Source organism: Bacillus yunxiaonensis, from assembly GCF_037104695.1.
Classification (GTDB): domain Bacteria; phylum Bacillota; class Bacilli; order Bacillales; family Bacillaceae_G; genus Bacillus_A; species Bacillus_A yunxiaonensis.
Genome location: NZ_JBAWSV010000010.1, coordinates 58282 through 84851, shown reverse-complemented (window position 1 = coordinate 84851; position 26570 = coordinate 58282). Strand labels below are relative to the sequence as shown.

At 36.8% G+C, this 26570-nt stretch carries 27 protein-coding genes and 1 riboswitch; of the genes, 13 read left to right on the top strand and 14 right to left on the bottom strand.

Features of this window, described 5'->3' with window-relative positions:
• Positions 1 to 24 precede the first annotated feature (24 nt).
• Positions 25 to 126: riboswitch (TPP riboswitch) on the bottom strand.
• Positions 127 to 324: 198 nt separating this feature from the next.
• The 3 genes from WAX78_RS22115 to WAX78_RS22105 are packed head-to-tail and all read left to right on the top strand — an operon-like array spanning position 325 to position 2721.
• On the top strand, positions 325 to 552 hold the full coding sequence (locus WAX78_RS22115; protein WP_154710773.1) for a FeoA family protein: 228 nt from the start codon (positions 325 to 327) through the stop codon (positions 550 to 552).
• Complete coding sequence (feoB, locus tag WAX78_RS22110) at positions 549 to 2537, top strand: ferrous iron transport protein B (protein ID WP_336484207.1); 1989 nt, start codon at positions 549 to 551, stop codon at positions 2535 to 2537. Before WAX78_RS22115 ends, feoB begins: the two co-directional genes overlap by 4 nt.
• Positions 2538 to 2553: 16 nt before the next feature.
• The gene (locus WAX78_RS22105; RefSeq protein WP_336484206.1) at positions 2554 to 2721 is read left to right on the top strand and encodes a FeoB-associated Cys-rich membrane protein; all 168 of its coding nucleotides are present in this window, start codon (positions 2554 to 2556) and stop codon (positions 2719 to 2721) included.
• Between the two features lie 80 nt (positions 2722 to 2801).
• On the opposite strand, the gene WAX78_RS22100 is transcribed toward WAX78_RS22105, so the two are convergent.
• The 3 genes from WAX78_RS22100 to WAX78_RS22090 all read right to left on the bottom strand — a co-directional run bounded on the left by WAX78_RS22100 (position 2802) and on the right by WAX78_RS22090 (position 6313).
• Positions 2802 to 3395, bottom strand: coding sequence for a kinase (locus tag WAX78_RS22100; RefSeq protein ID WP_336484204.1), 594 nt, complete (start codon positions 3393 to 3395; stop codon positions 2802 to 2804).
• A 553-nt stretch (positions 3396 to 3948) separates the two neighbouring features.
• A complete protein-coding gene (gene cydB, locus WAX78_RS22095) occupies positions 3949 to 4977 on the bottom strand; it encodes a cytochrome d ubiquinol oxidase subunit II (RefSeq protein WP_336484203.1) in 1029 nt (342 codons plus the stop codon).
• A complete protein-coding gene (locus tag WAX78_RS22090; protein ID WP_336484202.1) occupies positions 4967 to 6313 on the bottom strand; it encodes a cytochrome ubiquinol oxidase subunit I in 1347 nt (448 codons plus the stop codon). The genes cydB and WAX78_RS22090 overlap by 11 nt, the downstream gene beginning before the upstream one ends.
• A 221-nt stretch (positions 6314 to 6534) precedes the next feature.
• On the opposite strand from WAX78_RS22090, the gene WAX78_RS22085 reads away from it, so the two are divergent.
• Positions 6535 to 7098: a beta-class carbonic anhydrase gene (locus tag WAX78_RS22085; protein ID WP_336484200.1), complete on the top strand. Its 564-nt coding sequence runs from the start codon at positions 6535 to 6537 to the stop codon at positions 7096 to 7098.
• Here WAX78_RS22085 and yidD read toward each other — a convergent pair.
• Entirely contained in the window at positions 7095 to 7325 is a 231-nt protein-coding gene (yidD, locus tag WAX78_RS22080) for a membrane protein insertion efficiency factor YidD (protein ID WP_230576080.1), read from the bottom strand. The two genes, WAX78_RS22085 and yidD, sit on opposite strands and share 4 nt — an antisense overlap.
• Before the next feature lie 128 nt (positions 7326 to 7453).
• On the opposite strand from yidD, the gene luxS reads away from it, so the two are divergent.
• Positions 7454 to 7927: an S-ribosylhomocysteine lyase LuxS gene (gene luxS, locus WAX78_RS22075; RefSeq protein ID WP_230576081.1), complete on the top strand. Its 474-nt coding sequence runs from the start codon at positions 7454 to 7456 to the stop codon at positions 7925 to 7927.
• A 246-nt stretch (positions 7928 to 8173) separates the two neighbouring features.
• On the opposite strand, the gene WAX78_RS25285 is transcribed toward luxS, so the two are convergent.
• The 3 genes from WAX78_RS25285 to ytzI all read right to left on the bottom strand — a co-directional run bounded on the left by WAX78_RS25285 (position 8174) and on the right by ytzI (position 8836).
• Positions 8174 to 8299: a YczI family protein gene (locus WAX78_RS25285; RefSeq protein ID WP_413789226.1), complete on the bottom strand. Its 126-nt coding sequence runs from the start codon at positions 8297 to 8299 to the stop codon at positions 8174 to 8176.
• A gap of 158 nt (positions 8300 to 8457) precedes the next feature.
• Positions 8458 to 8691 carry a DUF3953 domain-containing protein gene (locus WAX78_RS22070; RefSeq protein WP_336484199.1) on the bottom strand — a complete coding sequence of 78 codons (234 nt, stop codon included), beginning with the start codon at positions 8689 to 8691 and terminating at the stop codon, positions 8458 to 8460.
• A 1-nt stretch (position 8692) separates the two neighbouring features.
• Positions 8693 to 8836: a YtzI protein gene (gene ytzI, locus WAX78_RS22065; protein ID WP_336484198.1), complete on the bottom strand. Its 144-nt coding sequence runs from the start codon at positions 8834 to 8836 to the stop codon at positions 8693 to 8695.
• A 110-nt stretch (positions 8837 to 8946) separates the two neighbouring features.
• Here ytzI and WAX78_RS22060 point away from each other — a divergent pair, with 110 nt between their 5' ends.
• The 6 genes from WAX78_RS22060 to WAX78_RS22035 all read left to right on the top strand — a co-directional run bounded on the left by WAX78_RS22060 (position 8947) and on the right by WAX78_RS22035 (position 16023).
• Positions 8947 to 9261: a hydrolase gene (locus WAX78_RS22060; RefSeq protein ID WP_336484197.1), complete on the top strand. Its 315-nt coding sequence runs from the start codon at positions 8947 to 8949 to the stop codon at positions 9259 to 9261.
• Between the two features lie 81 nt (positions 9262 to 9342).
• Entirely contained in the window at positions 9343 to 9822 is a 480-nt protein-coding gene (ytkD, locus tag WAX78_RS22055) for an RNA deprotection pyrophosphohydrolase (protein WP_336484195.1), read from the top strand.
• A 157-nt stretch (positions 9823 to 9979) separates the two neighbouring features.
• Positions 9980 to 10477 carry a hypothetical protein gene (locus tag WAX78_RS22050; protein ID WP_336484194.1) on the top strand — a complete coding sequence of 166 codons (498 nt, stop codon included), beginning with the start codon at positions 9980 to 9982 and terminating at the stop codon, positions 10475 to 10477.
• Positions 10478 to 10662: 185 nt separating this feature from the next.
• Entirely contained in the window at positions 10663 to 11787 is a 1125-nt protein-coding gene (locus WAX78_RS22045) for an RNA-guided endonuclease InsQ/TnpB family protein (RefSeq protein ID WP_336484193.1), read from the top strand.
• Between the two features lie 99 nt (positions 11788 to 11886).
• Entirely contained in the window at positions 11887 to 12090 is a 204-nt protein-coding gene (locus WAX78_RS22040) for a hypothetical protein (RefSeq protein ID WP_336484192.1), read from the top strand.
• Between the two features lie 267 nt (positions 12091 to 12357).
• Positions 12358 to 16023 carry a S8 family serine peptidase gene (locus WAX78_RS22035; RefSeq protein WP_336484190.1) on the top strand — a complete coding sequence of 1222 codons (3666 nt, stop codon included), beginning with the start codon at positions 12358 to 12360 and terminating at the stop codon, positions 16021 to 16023.
• Positions 16024 to 16230: 207 nt separating this feature from the next.
• Here WAX78_RS22035 and WAX78_RS22030 read toward each other — a convergent pair whose 3' ends face one another.
• The 3 genes from WAX78_RS22030 to WAX78_RS22020 are packed head-to-tail and all read right to left on the bottom strand — an operon-like array spanning position 16231 to position 18807.
• A complete protein-coding gene (locus WAX78_RS22030) occupies positions 16231 to 17037 on the bottom strand; it encodes an ABC transporter permease (protein WP_336484188.1) in 807 nt (268 codons plus the stop codon).
• Positions 17030 to 17794 carry an ABC transporter ATP-binding protein gene (locus WAX78_RS22025; RefSeq protein WP_336484187.1) on the bottom strand — a complete coding sequence of 255 codons (765 nt, stop codon included), beginning with the start codon at positions 17792 to 17794 and terminating at the stop codon, positions 17030 to 17032. The genes WAX78_RS22030 and WAX78_RS22025 overlap by 8 nt, the downstream gene beginning before the upstream one ends.
• An 11-nt stretch (positions 17795 to 17805) precedes the next feature.
• The gene (locus WAX78_RS22020) at positions 17806 to 18807 is read right to left on the bottom strand and encodes an ABC transporter substrate-binding protein (RefSeq protein ID WP_336484186.1); all 1002 of its coding nucleotides are present in this window, start codon (positions 18805 to 18807) and stop codon (positions 17806 to 17808) included.
• Between the two features lie 307 nt (positions 18808 to 19114).
• Between WAX78_RS22020 and WAX78_RS22015 the strand changes: the two genes are divergently transcribed.
• Together WAX78_RS22015 and WAX78_RS22010 are read left to right on the top strand one after the other, a co-directional pair.
• On the top strand, positions 19115 to 20095 hold the full coding sequence (locus tag WAX78_RS22015; RefSeq protein ID WP_336484184.1) for a phosphotransferase enzyme family protein: 981 nt from the start codon (positions 19115 to 19117) through the stop codon (positions 20093 to 20095).
• A gap of 169 nt (positions 20096 to 20264) precedes the next feature.
• Positions 20265 to 21029, top strand: a complete 765-nt coding sequence (locus WAX78_RS22010; RefSeq protein ID WP_336484183.1) for a 2-phosphosulfolactate phosphatase — start codon at positions 20265 to 20267, stop codon at positions 21027 to 21029.
• A gap of 219 nt (positions 21030 to 21248) precedes the next feature.
• Here WAX78_RS22010 and hblB read toward each other — a convergent pair whose 3' ends face one another.
• The 4 genes from hblB to hblC all read right to left on the bottom strand — a co-directional run bounded on the left by hblB (position 21249) and on the right by hblC (position 26414).
• Positions 21249 to 22370, bottom strand: a complete 1122-nt coding sequence (gene hblB, locus WAX78_RS22005) for a hemolysin BL regulatory component HblB (protein WP_336484181.1) — start codon at positions 22368 to 22370, stop codon at positions 21249 to 21251.
• A gap of 268 nt (positions 22371 to 22638) precedes the next feature.
• Positions 22639 to 23763 (bottom strand): hemolysin BL binding component B, encoded by a 1125-nt coding sequence (hblA, locus tag WAX78_RS22000; protein WP_336484180.1) that lies wholly within the window; start codon positions 23761 to 23763, stop codon positions 22639 to 22641.
• A gap of 31 nt (positions 23764 to 23794) precedes the next feature.
• Entirely contained in the window at positions 23795 to 25024 is a 1230-nt protein-coding gene (hblD, locus tag WAX78_RS21995) for a hemolysin BL lytic component L1 (RefSeq protein WP_336484179.1), read from the bottom strand.
• A 70-nt stretch (positions 25025 to 25094) separates the two neighbouring features.
• Positions 25095 to 26414, bottom strand: coding sequence for a hemolysin BL lytic component L2 (gene hblC / locus WAX78_RS21990; RefSeq protein WP_336484178.1), 1320 nt, complete (start codon positions 26412 to 26414; stop codon positions 25095 to 25097).
• Positions 26415 to 26570: the final 156 nt, after the last annotated feature.

Below are 26570 nucleotides of genomic sequence, written 5' to 3'. Positions count from 1 at the left end.
TACAAGTTACAAATAACTATTTATGTATATACGTTTGCACAATTCCTGCGTTAGCATTAACTAACAGGTTCAAAGGGTCGGAACGATGTGTTCCCTCTCAGCGACGTGGCTCCCCCTGTGACAACGAGATTCTTAGATTGTTAATATTATTGTAAATTAAAATGGATAAGAATGGAAAATAAATTTTAGCATAGCTATGTTATATAAGATAAAACCGTAAAAAATAGTGATAAATTGACACAATATTGTATAGTCTTTCTTTTGGAGTTCATGTTATAATTGATATTGATAATAATTATCGTTATCGTCTGAGGGGGAGAAATCATGAACTTAGTTGATATGAATATAGATGAAAAAGTACGTGTGAAAGATTTACAATCTCTTGATAAATTATTAAAACGTCGTTTAGCTTCATTTGGATTTGCTGAAGGATGCGAACTTTGTGTAAAACAAAAGGCAATGTTTAATGGTCCGTGTACATTAGAATGCCGCGGGCAATTAATCTCTATTCGCCATTGTGATGCGAAAATGATAAAGGTGGAATTGGCGTGAATAAAGTTGCTTTACTAGGGAACCCGAATACGGGGAAAACATCATTATTTAATGCGCTTACTGGTTCTTATGAATATGTAGGGAACTGGAGCGGAGTAACTGTAGAAAAAAAGATTGGTAAGTTAAAAGATAAGAAGGGAACTTTAATAGACTTACCAGGTGTATATAATTTAAACCCTGTGTCACGTGATGAAGGGGTTGTTACACAATTTCTCTTAACAGACGAATTTCATCATATGTTAAACATTGTAGACGCTTCTCAATTCGAACGTAATATGCATTTAACTTTGCAATTATTAGAATTTGGTAAGCCGCTCTCAATTGGTTTAAATATGATAGATGTTGCCAGGCAGCGTGGCATTATAATTGATGTGAAGAAACTAACTGAAATGCTCGGTGTAACAGTCATTCCGGTTATTGCAAGGAGCGGAAAAGGCTGTGAGGAATTATTAGCTTCTCTTCACGAGAGTGATCATGTAGAACAGAAGCCACTTATTCTTTCTTATGGTGAAAAGGTAGATGCAGGAATTCAGCAAGTTATGGATAAACTGCAACAAACGAATTATGAGCACCCAAGATGGCTTACACTTCAATTTTTGAGCAATAATGAAGTAGTAGAACAAGAGTTAAATCAATTGCCTATTTATAAGGAACTTGTAGCAATCCGCTCTGCATTAGAAGCAGAACTAGACATAACGCTGGAACAGCATATGTACGGAGCACGTGCAGCGTATATTGAAAAGTTGAAAACAAATGTTATTCGTCATGAGAAAGAAGGAAGCATTCCTTTTTCTGAACGAATTGATAAATTAATTACCCATAAAATTTGGGGGCTTCCGATCTTTTTAGGGATCATGTATTTCATTTTTCAGGTGACGTTTTCGTGGATTGGAACACCTTTATCTGATCAACTTGATGCATTTATCGGGGGACCGTTCACAGATTGGGTAACAACAGCTTTAACTAATATGGGGGCATCTGAATTTATTCGAGCGCTCATTACAGATGGCGTAATTGCCGGTGTCGGTGCGGTAATCGTATTCGTTCCACAAATCCTTGCATTGTTCTTCTTCATTTCATTATTAGAAGACTCTGGATATATGGCGCGTATTGCTGTTGTCATGGATCGTATTATGGAGTTTTTTGGACTAAATGGAAAAGCATTTATTCCTATGATTATTGGATTTGGTTGTAATGTACCAGGTGTTATGGCTGCGAGAACGATTGAACAGGAGAAAGAGAGACTGCTTACGATTTTAGTGACGCCATTTATGTCATGTTCAGCACGTCTACCTGTATATGCATTATTTGCGGGGGTCTTCTTCCCACATAGTCAAGCAACCGTTGTGTTCTCTTTATATATTATCGGTATTGTCCTTGCACTAGTCGTTACAAAAATTATGTCTGTTACGGTTTTAAAGCAAGAAAAATCTATTTTTGTAATTGAACTTCCACCTTATCGTGTGCCGCAAGCGAAAACGTTATGGCGCAGTACATGGGAAAAAGGAAAAGGATTTGTACGTAAAGCAGGTACATTTATCTTTGGTGGTTCTGTTGTGATTTGGTTATTAAACTACGCTGGTCCATCTGGATTTGGTGTAGACATGGGAGATAGTTTCTTAGCAATGATTGGCGGATTATTTGCTCCAATTTTTGCGCCGCTTGGTTTTGGAACATGGCAAGCAGCTGCATCACTAATGACAGGATTTTTAGCAAAAGAAGTTGTTGTTTCTACAATGGCAATTATTTATGCTGTGAAAGAAGATGTATTAGGGAACGTACTCGGTACTCATTTTACAACATTATCAGCATACGCATTTATGTTCTTTACTTTATTATATGTACCATGCTTAGCAACAGTTGCGGTCATTCGCCGGGAAACAGGGTCTGTCAAGTGGACTATTTTCTCTGTTGTTTATCCGCTTGTTGTTGCGTATGTATTAACACTAATTGTATACCAAGTTGGATCCATGCTGGGATTTTAGAAGGGGATGTGTAATAATGATAGTCAATATTTTAATTGGAGCTGTCATTTTTGGATATGCAGGATATACGTTAATTAACTTTGTAAAGAGAAGTAAAAAAGGGAAATGTGCGGCGTGTTCTCTTAATAAATCATGTCAGTCCAACGTTTGTAGCCCTGATATGAAGCATGTGGTGAATAAGTAATACAGAGATTATAATATATAGAAACGCATGGAGAAATGATCCATGCGTTTTTTCATGCTTTTTAGTAGTTTAATATTATATTACCCCTGTAAAACTAAATCAGCAATTTTTGTAGGGAATTCTGTATTTACATAAAATTCTTCTGCTTTCCAATACCTATTTTGAAACTTGGAAATGTTTTGTTGCGTATGTTCACTTTCACGAAGAAATCTCTTATTTCGCGGGCAATCCAAATACGCTACATAATCATAGAAACTTCTCCACTCTTTACGTTGAAGAAAAACGCCTTCTATTACGATTACACAAGTATTAGGAAGCTTAATGTTCTTCATACCCTGTGTATCAGATTCGTTATCATAAAAGGGTAGAATAAGATCGTTCGAAAATCTGAGTTTATCGAAAAAATGATCACGTAACCAAGTAATGTCCCACTGTAAATGATAGTATTCGTACCATTCTGCATGCCCAGTATTGTAACGTTTTTCACGCTCAACAATGTGGTCATCGATATGGAAGACATAGAAAGGGATATTCTTTTCTTTTGCAGCCGCGCTAAGTTTTTTCACAAGTGTTGTTTTACCAGACCGGCTTAACCCATCTACCCCTAAAATAAATCGACCATTTATTTTAGTATTTGTAATTAAATGTAAGAGAGTTGTGGAATTATCTTTCAAGGTAGTAGCATCTCCTTTGAAAAAAAATTATTCTTTTTTTTACCTTATCCCGCATTAACGGGCAGTAGGACCCCCACCTCAAGATTCAGAGAGAAGCAAAGAAGATAGGTGGGGGATAACTGCCCGTAAAAGCCCGATTGGTTCAACTAACCATCAGTGGGGGATGAAAAAGTCCCCCACTGATGGAAGTTTTACCTTATTTTTCTCAGTTTTGAACTATTAGCTGTTACACCAATAAAACCAGTGATAGCAAATACATATGCTACGAACAAGGATGTTGATGATAGTGACCCTGTAACTATTCTAAATGTACCAAAAGCAAATAATAGAAAACTACCCACGAGAGTTATAATTGTTCGAGTCTTAATATCCAATTTCTGCACCCCCGAAAAATCTTTGTTTTAAATAAATGTTAACATATTCATTAGTATAAATTTAACATTAATTGTCATTCAGGAAGAGTTCTCTCTATTTTTATGGATATCGACATGGAAATTTAACACGGTTAAAATGAAAAAAAGAAGCCTGCTAAAAACAGGCTTCTTTTTTCATTTTAATGATATCCCTTTGCAGAGTCTTTATGAATTTTTTCTTTAAAGATTGTGTAGCTCCATAATTGGTAGCCAATAACGATTGGTACCATGACCATTGCAACAAAGAACATAATTTTTAAGTTTAATTCACTGCCTGCTGCTTGGAATAATGTTGTGCTGTACGCATCGTTAATGCGAGATGGCAGCATTCTTGGGAACATACCAGCAAAACCAGTTGCCATAAACATAGCGATTGTTAAGCAAACAAATGTGAAAGCTAAACCAATTTTACGTTTGAAAACCATAATGATTACGATAACACTCATTAACATCGCGAGTAACGGAATGATAAACAGTACAGGGTATTCCGTAAAGTTTTGGAATAAGTTTGTAAGGTTTGCCGTTGCGACGTAGAAGATTGCTAAAATGGTTGCTGCTGCCATCGAAAATGGTTTGGCAATTTTATAAGCACGATCTGATACTTCACCAGTCGTTTTAATCATAACCCAAAGTGCACCGGATACGACAAAGATTGCAGTGAAGAAGAGACCGCCTAAAATACCGTAAGGGTGTAATAAGCTAAGTAAATTTCCTTCATAGCCGTGTTTGCCAATTTGTAGTCCGTAGTAAAGGTTAGCGAATGTAACGCCGAATAAGAAAGCAATTAAGAAACTACCAACCGCATACGTCCATTTACAAACAGTTTGCCAAACTGGTGAATCATCTTTATGCATAAATTCTAATCCTGCTGCACGAGCGAACAGAGCAAATAATACTAAAAATAACGGTGTGTATAAGTAGCTGAACATGTTTGCGTATGTTACTGGGAAAGCGGCAAATGTTGCTCCCCCAGCTGTAATTAACCATACTTCATTACCGCCCCAGAACGGTCCAATTGCTTCTTGCAGCTGATTGCGTTCTTGGCGATCTTTCGTAACGAATGGGAAAATCATTCCGTTACCGAGTGCATAGCCATCGAGAATAAAGTAAACTGTCCAAATCACGCCCCACAAACCGAACCAGATAATTGCAAGTGTATCATGAGACATGAGCTGCACCTCCTTGATTTGTTTCTTCTAATGCTGCAGGTCCCTTTTTCGCAAATTTTAACATGAGATATACATCAGCAATTAATAGTAAAGTGTAGAACAAGACTAAGCTAATTAAAGAGAACCAAATTTGCGGTACAGCAATTGGTGAAACTGCTTCTGCTGTGCGCATAAGCTTGTATACTGTCCAAGGCTGACGTCCTGCTTCTGTAACGATCCAACCTGCGTTAATTGCTACATATGGAAGTAATACAGACCACATTGTAATTTTTAAGAAACGTTTTGAGTTTTCTAGTTTTCCTTTTCGCATTAAATAGAAGCCAAACCATGTCAGTGCCATAAAGAATGTACCAAGTGCAACCATTAAACGGAAACTGTAATAAACAAGATTTACGTTCGGACGATCTTCTTTTGGAATATCTTTTAAACCGACAATTTTTCCATCAAATGAGTTTGTATAGAAGAAGCTGCCGAGTTTTGGAATTGATAGTGCTTCAAAGTTTTTCTCATTTTTCACATCAGGAAATTGAATAATTGAGAAAGGTTTTCCTTCTCCAGTATCCCAAACTGCTTCCATTGCCGCACCTTTAGCCGGCTGCATTTTTGCTGCGAAAGCACCGGATTCGTGACCGATGAAAGGTGTTGCAGTTGCTGCAAATAAACCGAATATTAAACCGTACTTAAATGATTTTTTAAAGAATGCAACATCATTTTTACGTAGTAAGTGATACGCACTGATAGCCATAACGAAGAATGCACCAACGATATAACAACTAATAACAGTATGGAAGAACATATGCCATGCATATGGATTTGTAATAAGTGCCCAAAAGTCAGTTAATTCAGCACGGCCATTGCGGACTACGTAACCAACAGGATTTTGCATGAAGCCATCCGCTGTGATAATCCAAAGAGCAGAAATATTTGTTCCAAGTGCGACCATCCACATAGAGAATGCACGGAACTTTGGTGAAATTTTTTCTTTACCGAACAACCAAATTCCCATGAAAGTAGATTCTAAGAAGAAGGCAACAAGTGCTTCTATCGCAAGTGGAGAACCGAAAATATCTCCCATATATTTGGAGTACTCAGACCAGTTTGTTCCGAATTGGAATTCCATCGTAATCCCAGTGATGATTCCCATTACGAAGTTAATGGTAAATAACTTACCCCAAAAGTTCGCCATTTTGCGGTACGTTGGATTTAATGTACGCGCATATTGCGTTTCCATAAACGCTACTAAAATAACAAGTCCGAGTGTTAACGGTACAAATAAGAAATGATAAAAGATTGTAATTGCAAATTGAAAACGACTCAGTAACAGAACGTCGGACATAATAAAGATTCACTCCTTTTTTTTCATTATCTACATATAGTTTATAGTGAAAATATGAGCAAAGTATGGGTGAGTTGTTACAGAACTGTGTGAGAATTATGGAAGAATTATGGCTGTTATCTGAATATATTGCATTTTTAGAATAAAGCAATATATTTTTTGTTTTTTTCATTCTTTGATACACTTAGTTTGTGGTTATATGAAGAAAGTGGGGGTTTATTATGAAAACATTAGAAGAAATTTTGCAATATAATCAGGAATTTGTTGAAAGTAAAAAGTATGAAGAATATGAAGCAGGAAAATTTCCGAATAAAAAAATGGTTATTATTTCATGCATGGACACACGCCTTGTAGAACTATTGCCAAAAGCGATGAACATGCGTAACGGTGATGTGAAAATTATTAAAGTAGCCGGCGCTGTTATTTCACATCCATTTGGAAGTATTATGCGCAGCATTTTAGTTGCGGTTTATGAACTTGGTGCAAATGAAGTGTGTGTGGTTGGCCACCATGATTGCGGTATGGCAAAAATTCAAGCAAGCAGCACAATTGAAAAGATGAAAGAGCGCGGTATTTCAGAAGAGAAACTGGACACGCTTCGTTATTCTGGAATTGATTTAGAGAGGTTTTTACGTGGATTCTCCAGTGTAGAAGAAAGCGTAGAGCACAGTGTTTCTATACTTCGTAACCATCCGCTTATGCCAACAGAAGTGCCTGTACATGGCCTTGTTATTCATCCGGACACTGGAAAGTTAGATGTTGTTGTGAATGGTTACGAAGGTTAATTCTCTTTTTGTTTTTTCTCTGGTACAGGATCGAATCCGCCTGGATGAAATGGGTGGCATTTTAAAATTCGTTTCACTGTAAGCCAGCTTCCTTTTAATGCACCGTGAGTTTGAATCGCTTCTAGCCCGTAGTGAGAACATGTTGGGTGAAAGCGGCATGTTGGCGGTGTCATTGGAGAAATGAATGTTTGGTAAAAGCGAATGATACCGATGAAAATGCGTTTCATAACAATCTCCTTTCGTGCATATGTTGTAAGTATTATAGCATGGTCTGTACATAATACTTTACTAATTCGCAATTCCGTTATATCATATTGGATATAACGGAATTAAAATAAAAGCGGGAGAGATGCATATGCCATCAGTAGAAAGCTTTGAATTAGATCATACAATTGTAAAAGCGCCTTACGTAAGACATTGCGGCGTTCATAAAGTAGGCAGCGACGGTGTCGTGAATAAATTTGATATTCGTTTTTGCCAACCAAATAAGCAAGCGATGAAACCAGATGTGATTCATACGCTAGAACATTTATTAGCGTTTAATTTACGTAAATATATCGATCGTTATCCTCATTTTGATATTATTGATATTTCGCCAATGGGCTGCCAAACAGGATATTATCTTGTCGTAAGCGGTACGCCAACAGTACGCGAAATCATCGATTTATTAGAGTTAACACTGCAAGATGCGGTGAAAATTACAGAAATTCCTGCGGCAAACGAAACGCAGTGCGGTCAAGCGAAGCTTCATGACCTAGAAGGCGCAAAACGCTTAATGAATTTCTGGTTAAGCCAAGATAAAGATGAACTTGAGAAAGTGTTTGGATAAGATGAAAGAAAGCTGCCTGTGAAAGGCAGCTTTTTTGAATTGGTGGATGTATGTCGAATGGTATCGTGGGGTCTTTATCCTGCATTAACGCTGGAAAAGCACGGGGAAGAAAACAGCCCGTAAAAGCCCGATTGGTGAGAGCTTTCCATCAGTAAGAAAAGCGTCACTGATGGAAGTTTCACTTTATATTGTGTCGAAGCGTCGATATAAAGGGTTGGAAGAGTAGCTGTATATCGAGTGAGAATGCTATCGAGAGATTATTACCACGGCGACGAATAATGTGAATGCAGCAACGCCAAGGGAGAGGATCCCCATTACTTTGTGCTTTTCTTTGATCTCAGAAATCCCCCATATTAAAAAAGTAAGACCCATGAATGTTTGCGCATAAATAAGAAACTGGGTCCCTTCAGAGAAAAAGGAACAAATGGCTAAGACTAAAGCAACTATACTAAACAGAATGCGAAGTGTTTTTAGCATTGTAGCGCTCCTTATCATTTTTTGTGGTACTTACTATGAGAATAGTGTTTCGTTTAGTGAAAGAACTGCGAGAGAGGAACATATAGCACAAATGCGCCAGTAAGAAACAGAAAAATCCCATTCGCTGTTTGTTGTTTTTGAAATTCTGCAATACTAGAAATGAAACACATGAGTCCTAAAGAGATGAGCATATAAGGTAAAATGAATGGAATGTTATCTGTGAAAAATCCAAATGTTGCTAAAAGTAGTGTGATAATAGGAAAAGTAATACGTAATATTTTGAGCATGTTACTGGCTCTTTTCTTCTTGATACGGATTATCCTCGGCAGAATCTACTGAGTGTTTATAGGAATATCCTTTGTTAATAGTTAGGACGGAGAGTAATAAAACAGCAATCACAATAATGACCGCTATAATTAATATCTTCATCATAGAAAGGCCTCCTTTTTTCTTCATTTTATCACTGCACATACTTTGTTTTACATATTTTTGTAAAAAATGAAAACAATAGAAGATAAAGCGGGTGAAAGAAGGGACGTTCTATGGATAAGAAAACATATTATGTGTCAGTTGCAAATGGTGAAATTTCACAGGTGAAAACAGTCAATACATATAGTTTTGCAATTCAAGCGACGGATGAGGAAATCATTAGGCTGCGAGAATGTTTTGATAATGCGTATCGTGAAGATCTTGGAGCGTTTGTGCGCTCGCATGTTCCGTTTGTCGAATATCATAATGATTCCAATAATGATCGGTTCGATGAACAACTGCAGGAAGCATATCGCATGATTTATGAGCTAGGAGATCATGAAGCAAAAGAATTGATTGCACAGATGGGTATTATCAACGGGTTATGATTGGATAAGATTAGTCATACTAGTCAGAATGTGCTACAATTTGTGGTAAGAAACTTGTAACCATCAATAGGGGAGTAGGGCATGTACACATTTAAAGATTATTATCATAACACTGTACAATTATCGTTTGAACGTTACCCATTTTCTCCAGAACCAAAGCATGTTTGGGTTGTGTGTCGATATGGGAACCAATGGTTATTAACACATCATTTGCGCCGTGGTCTTGAATTTCCAGGTGGAAAAGTAGAAGCGGGGGAAACACCGGAAGAAGCGGCAGCTCGTGAAGTTCATGAAGAAACGGGCGGCATTGTATCAAGCTTAATGTATATCGGACAATATAAAGTATCCGGAAAAGACAAAATAATCATTAAAAATATTTATTTCGCAACAATCAGTGCCGTAGAACAACATACGCACTATGAAGAAACAAAGGGATCTGTACTACTAACAGATATTCCGAAAGACATTAAAGAAAATAAACGCTTTAGTTTCATTATGCGCGATGACGTACTAGCGCGAACAATGCAACATATAGAAGAAATCGGCTGTTTCACGAAATAGGGACAGGCGATTTCTTTTTGCATTATATAGCTTTTGCGTGTATTTCCTTATTGATAGAGGCTAGGTTTTACAATTTGTTTTAACTTTAATGATTACAAAATTTAAATTTCGTCTTCAGCTACCAAAATATATTTACTTTTTTTCTTTTCTGCAAGGCATGGCAGTTAACTTTTGTTTACTTTACGGAACGTTTTATGCTCTATCCCAAAAAAGCACGACATTCATGATGTATGGAATTTACTTGCCATATGGATTAGGGATTATCTTCTCTTTATTTCTAGGGAGCAAAATTGTGAAACGATTTAATCGTTACCACCCTTTATCTGTCATCAGTGCGGGTTCTGTTTGTGGTTTATTACTTACTACAATACCGTGGACGATTGTCGTAGGCAGTTTTTTTATCGGTTTTTTCACTTCACTGCAAGCAAGAAAATTAAATCGATTTGCTTATGATGCTTCTGAAACATGTAAAGATTCAAGCTTGTTACTACGCAATCTTTGGTCTAAGTTAGGAAGCATGATTAATCAAATTTGTTTAGTTATATTGATTTTGTTAGGTAGCTATATGAATCATATTCCGTTCAATCAAGTTTTTTTAACATGCTTCCAAAAGAATTCCCCTTCCTCAAGGAATGAGAAGGGTGAAGACCAATGAGTAGGGAGGGGATGAATTTTGGTTGGCGTAAGCCAAAGGAATGAAAAAGGAATTTCCTCAAATGAGACAGAAATTATAGAAAGAATACTTTTGATCTCAAAGTTATTGTTTGCTGACCGTAGGCAGTGCACCATTAGAAATGCTAAAGCAATACCGAAACACAAGGACAAAACGAATGGGAGGTGATGGCAATGTTGTTGAATCAAAAATATGAAATCTTTCCAACAGAAGCACAAAAAGAAGTGTTAGACCGTTGGCTACAATATTGTCGTCAAACCTACAATTCTGCCTTGCTAGACAAAGAACGGAAATATAAGCAAAATAAAGAAAATTATAATCGCTATGATATGCAAAGACAACTTACATTGGACAAGAATACGTATCCTTTTCTAAAGGAAATGCCTTCTCAGCCACTACAAGAAGTTTTTGTACGTCTGAAAAAAGCGTTTGAAAATTTCTTTCGTAAAGATGCAAAGTATCCAAAACAGAAAAAGTATAAAGACTACACGAGTATGACATTTCCGCAATTTGGGTTCAAACGAAATGGAAAGCATCGCTATGCCATGTCTTTTTCTGATAACGGTAAGTTATACAATACAAAGCTGGGAGAAATAGATATCCTACTTCACAGGCCACTCGAAGGAACAATCAAGCAACTGATTCTCAAACGTCAAGGGGAAAAGTGGTACGCTATTTTCTGTGTCGAAAGACAAGTGGTACCATCTGATATCGATACCAATCGTGTGATAGGAATTGACGTGGGATTACATAAGTATGCCGTTCTTTCTAATGGCTCAGAGTTTGAAAACCCTAGATTTCTCCGTGAAAAAGAAAAACAACTACAGAAAGCACAGCGGAAACTTTCTAAGAAGAAAAAAGGTTCTGTAAACTTCATAAAACAAGTCGAGCGTGTTCGCAAGCTACATGAAAAAGTAGCGAACCAGCGCAGAGATTTTCTTCATAAGCTCAGTTACAATCTAGCGAAAGAGTATTCCGTTATCGTTGTAGAAAATCTGAACATTCGAAACATGGTTAGAAACAGAAAATTATCAAAGTCTATTTCTGATGCAGGGTGGGGAATGTTTCGAAACATGCTTGCTTACAAATGCGAAAATCATGGCGGTGTACTCATTAAAGTAGAACCAAAGTATACTTCACAAGACTGTTCTTTTTGTGGGAATCGTGTGAAGAAGTCTCTCTCTATTCGTACTCACATTTGTACAAAGTGTGGAACGGTATTGGATAGAGACTATAACGCGAGCCGGAACATCTTACAAAAAGGATTAGAAGAATTGTTTGCCACAAACTAAAGTCTACAAACTGTAGGGCAAGGTTATGTCCGAACAGTATAATCTACGCCTGTGGAGACTGTGTAAGACGCAGTGGGACACCCCGCTATGCAACAGTCTATGAAACAGGAAGCCCCCTTCTTCAATCAGACCGGAAGGTGGATAAGGAGGGGTTATTCACTCATAACTGGAAAAACAACTCACTATAAAGGCGAGATGTTTATGACGCTCATAATATTTTTACTTATTGGAGGGTTACTTTCATACGGAATTTGGAGAATGAAAGAAATTACTCCATATGGGAATGAGAATATTGATGATTAAATTGAAAGAACTCGGCTGTTTCATGAAATAGCCGAGTTCTTTTTGTCTCGCTATTCGTGGGCAGTAATACCCCGATCTCAAGATTGAGAGAAGCGAAGAAAATCCACACTGATGGAAATTTCACTTTATCGACCTATATATTTCTTATTCTACAAAAAATACGAATTATTTTAAAATTTTTGTGTATAAATGTAAAAATAAGATAATTTCTCTTTTGACATATGTTATCATTTCAATATAAGACGTTATGGAAAGAAGGGGAAATGATTGAAAAAATTTACAAAAATGGCTTTTTCGGTAGGACTAGCAACTTCATTATTGATTCCTACTACTAGTTTTGCAGCTACGCCGCAATCTATCATAAAGCAAGCTGCTCAAAAAGATGCGAGACAAACAATGGACACATTTATTGTCAAATACTCTGAACGTATTACAAAAAAAGAACATTCCAATTTAGGAACAACAGTTGTTCAAAGTATTCCAGCGTTAAAATACGATGTTGTTCGTATTAACAAGGGACAAGATACAAAAGAAGTATTCAAAAAATATAAAAAACTAAAAAAAGTAACGAATATTTCTCCAAGTGTCCAATACACAACATTTGCTACAAATGACCAAAAGGTAAAAGAAGCATATGCGCTTTCATCATTACATATTGAAGAGGCATGGAAACATGCTGGTAATAAGCCAGTAACAGTGGCTGTCATTGATACAGGATTGAATGTAAAGCACCCTGAGCTGCAGCATAGCATGCTTGCACCATATAATGTTGTAAATCCTGCTGGTGGTTTTAGTCCGGAAGTTCACGGTACACACGTTGCGGGTATTATTGCTGCGAAGGAAAATAATGAATTAGGTGCATATGGAATAAATCCGAAAGCAAAAATTCTTCCTGTTGATGTTTTTGGAGGAGAACAAGGTGCAGCAGACTATAATATTGCAAAAGGGATATTGTATGCAGTAGACCATGGTGCTGATGTAATTAACATGAGTTTAGGAGGACCAAGGCCGAGTACGGTTGTCCAAGAAGCAATAAATAAAGCTGTAGAAAAGAATGTTGTTGTTGTTGCAGCAGCAGGAAATGATGGGAAAAATGTATATAGTTATCCAGCTTCTTATAACGGTGTTATTTCAGTAGGTGCAACAGATGCGGATAATAGACTTACAGATTTCTCCACTTACGGTCCAAGTATGGATGTTGTGGCACCAGGTGCGCAGATTTTTAGCACGGTTTATACACCAGAAAAACCAGATACATATGCGAAGCTAGATGGAACATCGATGGCATCACCAATTGTTGCGGGTGTTGTTTCGCTTATTAAATCAAAATATCCAGATTTAAATTCATATCAAGTGGAAGCGCTTTTAAAAAGTACCGCTACTGATTTGGGAGAAAAAGGATATGATATTAAATATGGATATGGTCTTGTTAATCCAGTTGCAGCATTAGATTTTGATGTAAGTAAACTATCAAACTATGCAAAGCCAACACCTGCTACATTAGAGAATGCAGAAGCAGTCACGTTTGAAAATAATAGTGCAACGAGAAAGGGAGCATTAACAAAACCATTTGAATCACATAATTATAAAATTAACCTAGATAAAGGGAACTATGCACAATTTGCATTAGAATCAAGTGAAAACTTTGATTACAAACTACGCCTTCACTTCTATCCAGAAGGAAGTAAAGAAGCAACTGAAACGATTACAGTTAATGATACATTAGCAGGTAAAGTAGAAAGCGGTTTATTTAAGGCGAAAGAAAAAGGGACACTTGTTGTTGAAGTAACTGATGCCAATGGAAACTATGATCCAAATGGTTCCTCTGCTTACACATTAACAATGAATTTTGCAGATCATGTTAATGATACAATTGCTAGTGCAGAAAACCCATACAACGTAACTTCTTTACCGTTTCAATCAAATAATATTCAAGATGGTGCACCAACCTTCACAGGAGAAGAAAACGTAGATACGGATTATTATCGAGTACGCTTCCCATACGACGGCTATGGTCAGATTAATATGAACGCAATTACAGGCGTGGATACATCCATTACAATCTATCCTGAAAATAAGAAGGAAGATATTAATTCTCATATTGTTGGTGAGAATAGCGGTACTCATGAGAAAGAATCACTTGCTTTTCCGGTTAAAGCAAGTGAAACATATATTGTCGAAGTAACAGGAAACGGTCCTAAGGAAGCTATGATGGGAGAACAGGCGGAAAATCGTATTTTTGGCTCTATATTGCCTTATGAGTTAACGATTGACATGGCAAATATGCCAAATGATGAAGACAATTTCCCGGCAGAGAATGCTTCGTTTGACCTTTTTGCTGGAGAAGAATTAACAGCGGCACAATCAGCACAAATGTTACAAAGTGCAGTGCCGATGAACATTGATGAGAGTAAGAAAGCATTTTTTCAACGAGATAAAGATATCGATCTTTATAAAGTAACAGCAAAAGAAGATACAATCATAAGTACGGAATTAGCGGGTGATCCACTTGGACAAACGATGCTAAAATTGTATGAATACAATGAAGAAGCTGGTGTTCTAATAGAGAAGATGGACGGCTCCTTGTTCAGTATGCTAGCTGCATTGTTTGGCGGCGGGGCGAAAGATGCTAATTCAAATTATATGTTAGAAGCAAATAAACAATATGTGATTGCGGCAACATCATTAGGAAGTATTACCGGTCATCCATATGAAATAAAGACGAAAACAGTGACACATGTAACACAAGATGAACATGGAATGAACAATGATCCTGAGACAGCGACGCCAATTGAGCTAAACAGCAGCATAAAAGATCGCTTAGTTACTGCATCTGATATAGATACGTATTATTTAAAAATGAAGGAAGATACGCTAACAAGCTTTAAGCTTGAAACAGTTATGATGGATAATGCTGAAAAAGAGAAATATCCAAGTTCATTAACAATGTCGCCGCTTTACATGTTAGTAGTTGCGGAAGATACAAATGGAAATAAAAAATTAGATCCAGAAGAAGAAGAGAAAATGCTCCCATACGCGAATTTACAAAAAGGAATAGCGGGATCTTTCCAAGGTAAGAAAGATGTTGGATATTTCTTTATGATTCAACAACACCCATTAAACATGGGGGCAAGTTTAAATGTAAATGAATACGAATTATCTGTTTCAGTAGTTAACCAAGAAGATGAAGATAAAGATTCTGTTGTAAAAAACAATGTTCCATCTAAGCCAATTGAATTGAAAACAGAGAATCATAAAGAGTGGACAGCATCAGGTCTTTATAACGCAGGTGTTTCCTTTGGAGACAGCGACTATTATGTATTTACGAATCCGGGAAAACAGGATGTCACAATTTCTTTAACATCACCAAAAGGTCTTGATTCTGTTCTCTCCATTTACAAAGATAATGGTGATCTTATTAAAAAAGTAGATTCCTATATTACGAATGATGCTGAAGAAATTACACTTAACTTAAACAAAGGTAAGTACTATATTAAAGCGGAAGATGTGAAAGGGGCATCTAGTAATGACCCTTATCAATTAAGTGTTAAGATAAAACCTCATGCAGGATGGAATGGTGAGGGCGGAAATTGGTATTATTTCCATCCAGATACATTGGAACTTGCGACAGGCTGGTTGCATGACGGCGGAAAATGGTATTACTTAAATCCGAACGATGGTCGTATGCAAACAGGATGGCTACTAGATAATGGAGTATGGTATTACCTCCATAACAGTGGTGCGATGGCAACGGGATGGGTATATTCCGGAAGCAACTGGTATTACCTTGAAAATAGCGGGGCTATGAAAACAGGCTGGTTATATCAGGGCGGAAAATGGTACTATTTAAATCAAAATGGAGCGATGGCTGCAAATACTTGGGTTGGTAATTATTGGGTAGGTGCAGACGGCGCTTGGTCTAAGACTAGATAAGTATTCAATTCATGATGTAATTGCAGGCGCATAAAGTGAAACTTCCATCAGTGGGGGCATCATCCTCCACTGATGGAAAGCTCTCACCAATCGGGCTTTTACGGGCAGTTATCTCCCGCCTTTCTTCTTTGCTATTCTCTAAATCTTGAGGTGGGGTCTTACTGCCCGTTAATGCGGGATAAATAAGAGAAAAGCAACCTATAATTGTTAGGTTGCTTTTTTCGTGCGCGTAATGAACTTTTCAAATGCTGCGACAAGTACATACATAAGTGTTGCGAGAATGCATGTAAGAAGTACGCTAAGTAACACGAGCGTAAAATTAAATACTTGAAAACCGTAGCTAATTAAATAACCAAGTCCTTCTTTGGAAATGAGCAGTTCTCCGAAAATAACTCCAACCCAGGAGAGACCGACGTTTACTTTTAATGTGGAAATAATCGCTGGAAATGATGCAGGCAAGATGACTTGTTTATAACATTGCCATTTGTTTGCGCCAAAGGTTTGCATGACTTTCAAATAATTGGCGTCTACTTCTTGAAAGGCACTATAAATGACGAGGATGGTAACGATGATAGAAATAATGACACCCATCGCTACCGCAGATGAAATATTCGGACCGAAGATGACGATAATAATCGGACCGAGCGCGACCTTTGGCATTGCGTTTAAGACGACAAGATATGGATCGAGTACACGGGCAATGAAAGGGCTCCACCATAAGAAGGTTGCGATGAAAGTACCAAGAAGTGTTCCGAGTATAAAGCCAAGGCACGTTTCAAAGAGCGTTGTATATATGTGCGGCCAAAGGGAATTGTCCTGCCACTTTGTGATGAGTAAGTGAAAAATGCTAGAAGGCGAGCTGAATAGTAATGGATCAATCCACTGATTTCGGCTAGCGACTTCCCATAAGGCGAAAAAGAGAATGAGGATGAATAGCTGCAACGTTCGTACAGCAAGTGTCCACTTTATTTCTTGTTTTCGAAAGTCTTGATGAATTTCTTTTATATTATCCAAGTTGTTCCAGCTCCTTCCATATTAACTGGAAGAATGAAGGGAAATCAGGATGTTGGCGTGCTTCAAATGGTGAGAGGGTGCGAATGTTTTCTGGAACAGAAAAGACTTTGGCGATGCGACCTGGTTTGGCTTGCAGTAAGTAAATGCGATCGCTCATCGCAATCGCCTCTTCGATGTCGTGTGTCACGAGAAGTGATGTTTTCTTATATTCTTTTAAAATGGAAAAAACGAGTTCTTCTAATTTTAATTTTGTTTGGTAATCGAGTGCAGAGAATGGTTCGTCTAGTAATAATATTTTCGGATCTGTTGCAAGTGTTCGAACGAGAGCAGCTCGTTGGCGCATCCCTCCTGATAATTCATGCGGGTATTGTTTCTCAACCCCCTGCAGACCGACTTGCTCTAATAGCTGCAAGGCGTGTTGCTTCGTTTCTGATGTGTATGCTTTTGTAATGCGTAAGCCGACGGAGATGTTCTCTTCAATCGTTTTCCACGGAAATAAATAATCTTGCTGAAGCATATAACCGATGGAGGATGTTGGTTTTGTCACACATTCTCCATCGAGAAAGACAGTTCCTTCAATTGGCTGCAGTAAGCCTGAGATAACAGAAAGCAGTGTTGTTTTTCCGCAGCCGCTAGGGCCAAGGAAGGAGATAAATTCTCCCTCCTCAATTGTTAAGGAAATATTTGATAAGACGAGGCTGGCGTTTTCTTTTGAAAAGAAGCAATGAGATACGTTAGAAAGCTGTAGCAATTTCATTGCACGGTCCTCTATTTCTTAATAACACTTTCTGCAATGGATGTGTTCACTAATTCTTTATGTGCTACTTCTTTCGGTAATTCGCCAGCTTCTTTCATAATACTTTGCAGTTGTTTCCATTCTGCTTCATCTAACAATGGATTCGTTGCGTACGAATGTTGTTGTTTGTAACGATCAATAACTTTCACCATAATATCTTTTGATGTATCTTTAAAGCGCGGTTCAACAGCTTTTGCAATTTCTTCTGAGCTATGTGTATCCACCCATTGCTGCGCTTTATAAATAGCGCGTGTGAATTTTTCTGCAGTTGCTTTGTCTTTCTTCAAAAAGCTTTCTTTTGCCATAAAGGTTGTATACGGAACCGTTCCAGATTCAACGCCAAAGGAAGCGACAATGTAGCCTTTTCCTTCTTTCTCGAAAATACTAGCAGTTGGTTCGAAGAGCTGTACGAAATCACCTGTACCAGAAGCAAAGGCATTTGCGATATTTGCAAACTCGATATTTTGAATTAAATTCGTATCTTTGTGCGGATCAATTCCGTGCTTTTTCAGTACGTATTCGCCAACCATTTGCGGCATACCGCCTTTACGTTGACCGAGGAAAGTTGTGCCTTTCAGATCACTCCAATTAAAGGAATCCAATTTTTTACGAGAAACGAGGAATGTTCCGTCTGTCTGTGTTAATTGCGCAAAGTTAATGACAGGGTCTTTTGCACCTTGAGCGTAAACATAAATAGATGTTTCTGAACCGACAAGGGCAATGTCGATGCCATTTGATAATAAAGCTGTCATCGTTTTATCGCCGCCAGCTGTTGTTTGCAAATCAATATCTAATCCTTCATCTTTAAAAAATCCTTTTTCCATAGCGACATATAACGGAGCATAAAATAATGAATGTGTCACCTCACCAACGCGTACTTTCTCTACTTTTGTACTTTCTTCTTTTTTATTACATGCAACAAAGATAAAGGCAGTAAGGAAGACAATTAAAAAACACGCTAGAACTTTTCGCAATTTATGACACCCCCTAAAAATACATCTACTGTAATGTATGTGGGTAAATGCCCATGTGTGAATGATTTTTAACGTGCTTCCAAAAGAATTCCCCTTCCTCAAGGAATGAGAAGGGTGAAGCCCAATGAGTAGGGAGGGGAGGAATTTTGGGTGGCGTAAGCCAAAGGAATGAAAAAGGAATTTACTCAAATGAAACAGGAAGCCCCTTCTTCAATCAGACCGGAAGGTGGATAAGGAGGAGTTATTCACGGAAGTGATGAAGGAAACGAACAGGAGAAAGCAAATATATGTATAGTGGGAGGCGTATATGAAAATGAATAATAAAATTAGACAAGCAGTGAAGTATTTTGGAGGAAAAGAAGAAAGCTGCATGAAACTCGCTAGCGGGTTTCAAAATGAAGTATATGAGTATGCATATGAAGGAGAAAGGCGTATTTTACGCATTACGCCTAGTTCTCGTAGAACGATCAAGCAAATACAAAGTGAAATGGACTTTATACGCAGTTTAGATGCAGATGGTGTGAACGTTTCCTTGCCAGTTGCTTCTTGCTTTAGGAATGATATAGAACAAGTGGATGTAGGGGGGGAGTCATTTTTTATTACTTCATTTCTAAAAGCATCTGGTCAGTTTGTGAATGTTGCGAATGAGCAAGAATGGAATGAGAAGCTGTTTCAAAATTGGGGGCAAACGATTGGTAAGATGCATGCAATTGCTAAAAAGAATGATAGTGATTATAAAAAGTATGAGAGGCCGATTTGGAAGCCTGATGTAAAAGCTATGAATTTTTTATTATCAATAAGTAAACCATTAGTCATAAGCTATGAAAAAATGATTACGGAAATTCAGGCGCTTTCCAATGAAAGTGGTACATATGGATTGATCCACAATGACTTTCATCAAGGAAACTTTTTCGTTCAAGACAATACATTAACGATTTTTGATTTTGACGATTGCTCGTTTTGCTGGTTTGCACAGGACATTGCTGTATCATTTTATCATGCGGTGTGGCAAGGATTATCAGTAAGACCGGAACATGTATCCTTTCCACAAGAATTTATGAAGTATTTCTTAGAAGGGTACAGTAAAGAACATTGTATGAATAAAGAAATACTAAAGCAAATTCCACTTTTTCTTAAACTGCGTGAAGTCTTTTTATTTACGTTGTTTCATGAAGTATGGGATTTTGACAAGTTAGAAAAATGGCAAGCTTATACATTAAAAGATTTGCGGTATCGGATTGAGCAGGGGGTTCCATATACAGATGTGGACTTTTTAAGTTTTGTGTAAGGAGATAAAAAAGCGATGTAATAGCTTACTGAATGTGTAAGCTATTACATCGCTTTTTTATACAGACCTCATTCAATATGTTATCAAAATTCTGAAAAATAGTCTATTTCTTTTTGCAGCGTACAGCTAATATGAGAATGAAAATAATAATAAATAAGGAGGATGATGCATGTCAGTCTTTGATCAATCTTCATTTCAATGCCGCATAGAGTGGGGACGGCGCGGAGCAAGGGAGGCAGCAAAGCGAGGAGATATTACGATTATTGTAGATGTTCTTAGTTTTTCTTCAACAGTAGTCACGGCCCTGCATGTAAGGGCTGAGATCTTTCCATATCCGCCGCCAGTGAATGAAAAAGTTAAAGCATATGCGCATCAATTAGGTGCGGAGCTTATGTTAAGCAGGGCAGAAGCTGCGAAAATGGGCAAGCATTCTTTATCTCCGGTAACATTTAGCGATGCTGATCAAGGGAAGAGGTTTGTTTTATGTTCATTAAACGGTGCGTCTTGCGTGTGGATTGCTTCGAAAGTTTCTGCTCTTTTCATTGGATGTTTACTGAACGCCTCAGCTGTTGCGGAAGCTGCGAATCTCATCCAAAAACAAACTGGTGCAAATATTACGGTGATCCCTTGCGGTGAACATTGGGAAGATCCAAAGGAAGATGAAAATGGCTTGAGACCAGCAATAGAAGATTATTTAGGAGCAGGTGCAATCATAGAAAATTTACAGGGAAGTAAGTCAGTTGAAGCGCAGTTATGTATGGGTGCTTTTCAATATGCAAAGTCCAATCTTAATAAGTTTATTTGGGATTGCGGGAGCGGCCGAGAGTTACGTGAACGTGGATTTGCGGAAGATGTAATATATAGTACAGCTGTAGATGTGCTGCAAGTAGTACCGATTTTACAGAATGATCGCTTTGTGAATTTTGTAAAATAAGATCTCCTTTAAGGTTCTGCTGCAAAGTTGCATTATATACAATTGCTAGATCGAAAGTTTTTCCTGTTCCTGATAGGAGCTTTATATTCTATATAAAAAGCGAAGTCTTCATCAGACTCCGCTTTTTTCATGTATCACAAATCACAAAATGCTTTAACATGGTAGAAACTTAAGTTTGTCATGTTTGTTCAAAAGTTCTAAAAAAGAACCGATATTTCCTTATTTTTGTGGAGGTCCTACTTTTAATTCTTTGATCCCTTTTTGTAATGTATCCGCATCTGAGCTTAATGTTTTCCAACTGTCTTTAGCTGAATCCAAGGTAGGTTGTAAGAATTTAAATTTATTTTGATCAGCTTTTTCAGATGCCTTCTCAATATGTCCGAGTACTCCTGAACATTGAGAATCTAAATCATGCCATTGCGCGGACATATATGTAAGAGAACTAATGGCTTTATCAATCACACTATGCATCTCACTAATATTATTAAACGCAACTCCAACTACACGATTTAATGTTATTTTATAATCTATAGTCTGACGTAATTTTGCAAATTCTGGCTCTAACCAGCCTAACTTGCCTCTTGCATCACCTATCATTATACCACCAGAAATCATTACGGGAATAAAGCCGGTTTTTACCATTATCCATCCTTTAGATTCTATGTCTCTCTGATAGTTTATGTCCCCTAAAACTTCATTTAGACGTTTTTGATCGGCTTCAACATCAGCACCTTGGCTTTTTAAAATCGACTGTAAGAGATCTTTATCGCTTCCAAATGCTCGAACATCTTGTCCAATATCGTCTTTTAACTTAGTTAATTCTTGTATTAATTTTTGTGCATATTCTTGGTTTTGTTGGATTTCACTTCGTAAATCTGTAATTCCTTTTTTTAAAGTATCTCCATTCCCGGTATTAATCGCCTCTTTTAATATGTCATAATAATTGTTAAATTTTGTATCATATTTAATAATGTCTGTTAATGTATTTAAAAGCTGTCCTTTTACTTGCGTATCCCATGTAACAGCATGTGCTCTAGCATTTTTTTGATCTTGTACAATTTTACCAGGTAAGTCTGCATATCCATTAATAGTAATTCCTTGAAAATTCACATCTGGATTATTAATTAACAAGTAAGAATAGTCATTCATAGATTTTGCAAATACCGCAGCATCTTGCAAAGCTTTTCCCATCTGTTCTTTATTTGCTGAAAGAGACATATCTCCATTGTTAGTTTGTTCAATTTCACTTGCAAAAGCTGTTACTGGTGTAACTATATTAGCTGTTGTAATCGTTAAAAACGTTGATACAGCGAGTAGTTTGTAAGGGATTTTTTTTATCATTTCATATTCCTCCTATGTAGGTTTTGATTGTAGGCTCTATTCTTCTTTAAAAGCGAAATTAGTTCTGTATCTTTATGAATATCATCTCAACTTTGTTTAGCAGCCTTTAAATGATCAAGTATTAAAGAGAATTTATAGTGAAAGGCGAAGTCTTTAATTGGACTTCGCCTTTTCGGTATATAAGGAATTATTGATTATTTGTATGGCTATTTAACAATGTAATCATAGATTCTCTATGTTTTGGGCATGCAACAGAGGTGATATTTTCCTATTTTTGCGGAGTAATAGGTTCCACTTTTAATTCTTTGATTCCTTCTTTTAATGTGACCGCATCTATGTGTAATGTTTTCCAACTGTCTTTAGCTGCATTCAAGTTAGGTTTTAAGAATTTAAATTTATTTTGATCGGCTTTTTGAGCTGCAGTATCAATATGTCCGAGTACTCCTGAATATTGAGAATCTAAATCATGCCATTGCGTGGACATATAAGTAAGAGCATTAATAGCATCATCAAGCGCCTTATGCATCTGATCAATATTGTTATAGGCAACTCCAACTACACGGTTTAATGTTAGTTTATAATCTACAGTCTGACGTAATTGTGCTAATAGCGGTTCATACTTGCTTAAATTATCTCTTGCTATACCTACTATGACACCACCAATTATCGGTAGGCCCAAAATGGCACCCTTCATTACATTAAATCCATCAGATTCTAATTGTTTATAATAGTTTACTGATCCTAAAACTTCATCTAGACGCTTTTGATCGGCCTCAACATCAGCACCTTGGTTTTTTAAAATCGACTGCAACTGATCTTTATTGCTTCCAAATGCCCTAACATCTTGTCCAATAGCGTCTCTTAACTTAGTTAATTCTGCTATTAAATTTTGTGCAGTCTTTTGGTTTTGTTGAATTTCAGCTCGTAAATCTGTAATTCCTTCTTTTAAAGTATCTCCATCCCCATCATTAATGGCCTGTACTAATGTGTCATAATAGTTGTCAAACGTTGTATCGTATTCGACAATGCCTGTCAATGTATCTAACAGCTGTTTTTTTACTTGCGTATCCCATGTAACAGCATGTGCTCTAGCATTCTTTTGATCTTGTATAATTTTACCAGGTAAATCTGGATAACCATTAATATTAATTCCTTCAAAATTCACATCTGGATTTTTAATTAACATATAAGAATAGACATTCATAGATTTTGCAAATAACCCAGCCTTTTGCAAGGTTTCTTTCATCTTTGCGTCATTTGCTGAAAGAGAATCTCCAGTGTTAGTTTGTTCAATTTCACTTGCAAAAGTTGCTACTGGTGAGACTACAGAAGTTGTTGTCAAAGTTAAAAACGTCGATACAGCGAGTAGTTTGTAAGGGATTTTATTTAGCATTTCACATTCCTCCTATGATATATTTTGATTTTCAGTTCTTTGCTTCTTGTGTAAAAGCGATGTCTTTCGAAATGAATTCTGCATCTTTATGAATATCACTCCAACTTTGTTTAGCAGCTTTTAAATCATCAAGTATTAAAGAGAATTTATGTTCTTGCATAGAGTCGATATTGTCATGTAAATCTGTATAATTGGCCCCCATTGTATTCCATTGTTTTTGGATATTTGTTAGAGAGATTATCGCTTGATCCACTGTTTGGTACAGATCTGTCAAAGTTGCTTTCGCGTTAGTAAGCGAAATAACTGCTTGGCTAGCAAGATCGGCTTTCGTACCTAATTCTCCGATTTTTTTAGAAATTTCGTTATAGGAGTCCATATGCTTAGACGCCATGACACCAGATGCTGTTCCTAAACCGATACCAGCTGCACCGAGAGCTGTAAGGCCACCAACAACAGCTGGTGTTGCTGCACCGCCAGTCACAACAATTACTACCGCTCCTGCAATGGTTCCAATAACTAAAAGGGCTGCTGTCAATCCACCACCAATTGACCATGCTAATACATCGTTAAAATGCTGTGTCTGAGTAGAACGTAGCTTCTCAATTTCAGCTTGAAGTTGTGGAATCAGGGCATTATTTCCGGCTAATAGTGCCGTTAATCCACCTTGTCCATCTGGGCCGCCAACATTATTTTTAAACCCTGTAGAATTGTCATACAGTTTTGCTTTGAAGTCTTGTAACATCTTAATTACTTCTGTAACTTCTTTTGAATTTGTATTAATTGTAGTAATTAAATCACTTAGGCCCTCTTTTAACTCTGCTTTATCTTTCTTTTGTACAGCAGCTTCCAATATATCGTAATAATTTTTAAATTGTTCATCGTAATTTACAATATTACGTGCTGTTTTTTGAATCTTCGGCTTCGCTGTATCTAACCAATAATTCGCATTGATTCGCGCCAGTTCCTGATTAAGGTGAATATTTTTAACTAATTCTGCTCCTTCTGGACCTAAATCGATATTGGATAAATTTACATTCGGTTGTTTAATCATTGTTTTTGCGTACAAATCCATTACAAGAATATGAGATCCTGTTTGAGCCAATGCTGTCTTCAGTCCTTCAGGCCCTAATGCATAACTCTCTACTTTTTGTTCTTGAGCGGTTTGTTCCTGTGCAAGTACATGAATAGTGTTACCGTTAGTAGCAGTTATAAATGTTGCTAGAGTGGCTACAGCTAACACTTTAAATGGAAGTTTTTTCATAACTATTCTCCTTCTCAGTTTTTTGATAGATTCTTATAATCTTTATATTATTTTTATTAAATTCACAATATTAAAACTTATTAACTTGTTCTTCAAGGTAACTTGTTATATTTTTTAATTGTCTTAATGTATCTTTTTGAGACTGCTGATCAGTTGTATCAACATTAGTAGATAATTTTGTAATACTATTGTTGATTAGATCCAAATCTCCTTTATAGCGTTTTAGTAGGTCAAGTTCTACATCTACTTGATTTGCAAATGTATGTAAATCATTTTGCATAATAAGAAGCATTGATTTTTGTAAATCTGCTACTGTTAGGTTCTTTGTTAAATCATAAAATTTTTGATTTTGTTTCTCTAAATCATCTAAATGCGCTCGTTGCTCTGCTGTTAGTCGATTTACTTCAGCGAAGGTACCATATGTTTTTTTGATTTTTTCAGGGTCAATAACTTTCGTAAGGTCATACTCTTTTGTCTTTGTAATTGCAGCTGCAGCTATTTCAGCTTGTTTGCTTTTCTCAATTGCTTCACGAGCTTCTTTTTTTGCAGCTTCAATCTCTAAAGCAGATTTACCTTTTTCTTTCAATTCTTGCTCTACTTTTTTCTCTGCTTCTAAAATAGAGTTGTTAATTTCTTTTCCTTTGTTATATGCTGCCACTGCTGTTTGAGCAGCCGGTTCAATGATATCTTTTGAAAGACTATAGATTTCTTGGAATATCTTAAATCCTTGTTCATTTAAAGCTCCTGGTAACAATGCGATTTGTTGTAAATCATCTTGAATAGATTTTTGGGTATTTTGTAATTCATTTTTTAGCTGGTCTATTTTCCCTGTTCCATCTGAACTTAGTACACCCTGTGCTTTTGTCACATCAGTATCGAGATCTTTAAGCTGTTTATCAAGCTGTAATTTAAGATCTGTTAATTCATTGATCTGACGTTGTACGTTTTCTTGGTTTGTCGTAGCTTTATCTTGAAGAACTTCAAGTCTATCCAAGAACCCTTCTTTATCTTCTTTATTGTCTACAAACTGTTTTAATGTTGGGTAATAGCTATTAAATTGAGTTACAAATCCTTTACTTTTTGAATTTAATAGAATTAATTTTGGATAAAGTTCTGATGACCATTCATTCATATCTTGTTTGATTAGGGATTGGTTCGTGTTTAAAGATGGAACTTCTGCTAGTTGTACATTAGGACTCATTAAAGCTTTATCTATATATGTTTGGATTAATTTAGATTGTGCGCCTAATTTTCGTAATGATGGGGAAATATCCGTGTTCTCCTGTTGCGTTTCTGCCTGAACGATTGGCGTTGCGAGAGTATTGATAGGAATATTCGCTCCAGTAACAATGGATGTTATTAAAAATCCTGTAAGTATTTTATTTTTCATTCAGTACACCTCTTCACTATTGTCTTTTTACAATTTTATTCATACATCTTGAACGGCCTATCGCTTTGTTTTTTCCTTGTATAATTGAGGTAGGAGAATTCTTTCGGATAGGGTGTTAAATCAAGAAACTCTCGTTATTATCTATTTTCATAGAAT

Bases quoted from the DNA above. Each gene is read 5' to 3' on its own strand.
- WAX78_RS22090 (WP_336484202.1), bottom strand. From the start codon at position 6,313: ATGTCCGACGTTCTGTTACTGAGTCGTTTTCAATTTGCAATTACAATC.
- WAX78_RS22015 (WP_336484184.1), top strand. From the start codon at position 19,115: ATGAAAATGAATAATAAAATTAGACAAGCAGTGAAGTATTTTGGAGGA.
- hblB (WP_336484181.1), bottom strand. From the start codon at position 22,370: ATGATAAAAAAAATCCCTTACAAACTACTCGCTGTATCAACGTTTTTA.
- WAX78_RS22040 (WP_336484192.1), top strand. From the start codon at position 11,887: ATGAAACAGGAAGCCCCCTTCTTCAATCAGACCGGAAGGTGGATAAGG.
- WAX78_RS22025 (WP_336484187.1), bottom strand. From the start codon at position 17,794: ATGAAATTGCTACAGCTTTCTAACGTATCTCATTGCTTCTTTTCAAAA.
- WAX78_RS22060 (WP_336484197.1), top strand. From the start codon at position 8,947: ATGGATAAGAAAACATATTATGTGTCAGTTGCAAATGGTGAAATTTCA.
- cydB (WP_336484203.1), bottom strand. From the start codon at position 4,977: ATGTCTCATGATACACTTGCAATTATCTGGTTCGGTTTGTGGGGCGTG.
- WAX78_RS22105 (WP_336484206.1), top strand. From the start codon at position 2,554: ATGATAGTCAATATTTTAATTGGAGCTGTCATTTTTGGATATGCAGGA.
- WAX78_RS22050 (WP_336484194.1), top strand. From the start codon at position 9,980: ATGGCAGTTAACTTTTGTTTACTTTACGGAACGTTTTATGCTCTATCC.
- luxS (WP_230576081.1), top strand. From the start codon at position 7,454: ATGCCATCAGTAGAAAGCTTTGAATTAGATCATACAATTGTAAAAGCG.
- ytzI (WP_336484198.1), bottom strand. From the start codon at position 8,836: ATGATGAAGATATTAATTATAGCGGTCATTATTGTGATTGCTGTTTTA.
- WAX78_RS22115 (WP_154710773.1), top strand. From the start codon at position 325: ATGAACTTAGTTGATATGAATATAGATGAAAAAGTACGTGTGAAAGAT.
- WAX78_RS25285 (WP_413789226.1), bottom strand. From the start codon at position 8,299: ATGGGTCTTACTTTTTTAATATGGGGGATTTCTGAGATCAAAGAAAAG.
- WAX78_RS22070 (WP_336484199.1), bottom strand. From the start codon at position 8,691: ATGCTCAAAATATTACGTATTACTTTTCCTATTATCACACTACTTTTA.
- WAX78_RS22010 (WP_336484183.1), top strand. From the start codon at position 20,265: ATGTCAGTCTTTGATCAATCTTCATTTCAATGCCGCATAGAGTGGGGA.
- hblA (WP_336484180.1), bottom strand. From the start codon at position 23,763: ATGCTAAATAAAATCCCTTACAAACTACTCGCTGTATCGACGTTTTTA.
- yidD (WP_230576080.1), bottom strand. From the start codon at position 7,325: ATGAAACGCATTTTCATCGGTATCATTCGCTTTTACCAAACATTCATT.
- WAX78_RS22045 (WP_336484193.1), top strand. From the start codon at position 10,663: ATGGCAATGTTGTTGAATCAAAAATATGAAATCTTTCCAACAGAAGCA.
- WAX78_RS22085 (WP_336484200.1), top strand. From the start codon at position 6,535: ATGAAAACATTAGAAGAAATTTTGCAATATAATCAGGAATTTGTTGAA.
- hblC (WP_336484178.1), bottom strand. From the start codon at position 26,414: ATGAAAAATAAAATACTTACAGGATTTTTAATAACATCCATTGTTACT.
- hblD (WP_336484179.1), bottom strand. From the start codon at position 25,024: ATGAAAAAACTTCCATTTAAAGTGTTAGCTGTAGCCACTCTAGCAACA.
- ytkD (WP_336484195.1), top strand. From the start codon at position 9,343: ATGTACACATTTAAAGATTATTATCATAACACTGTACAATTATCGTTT.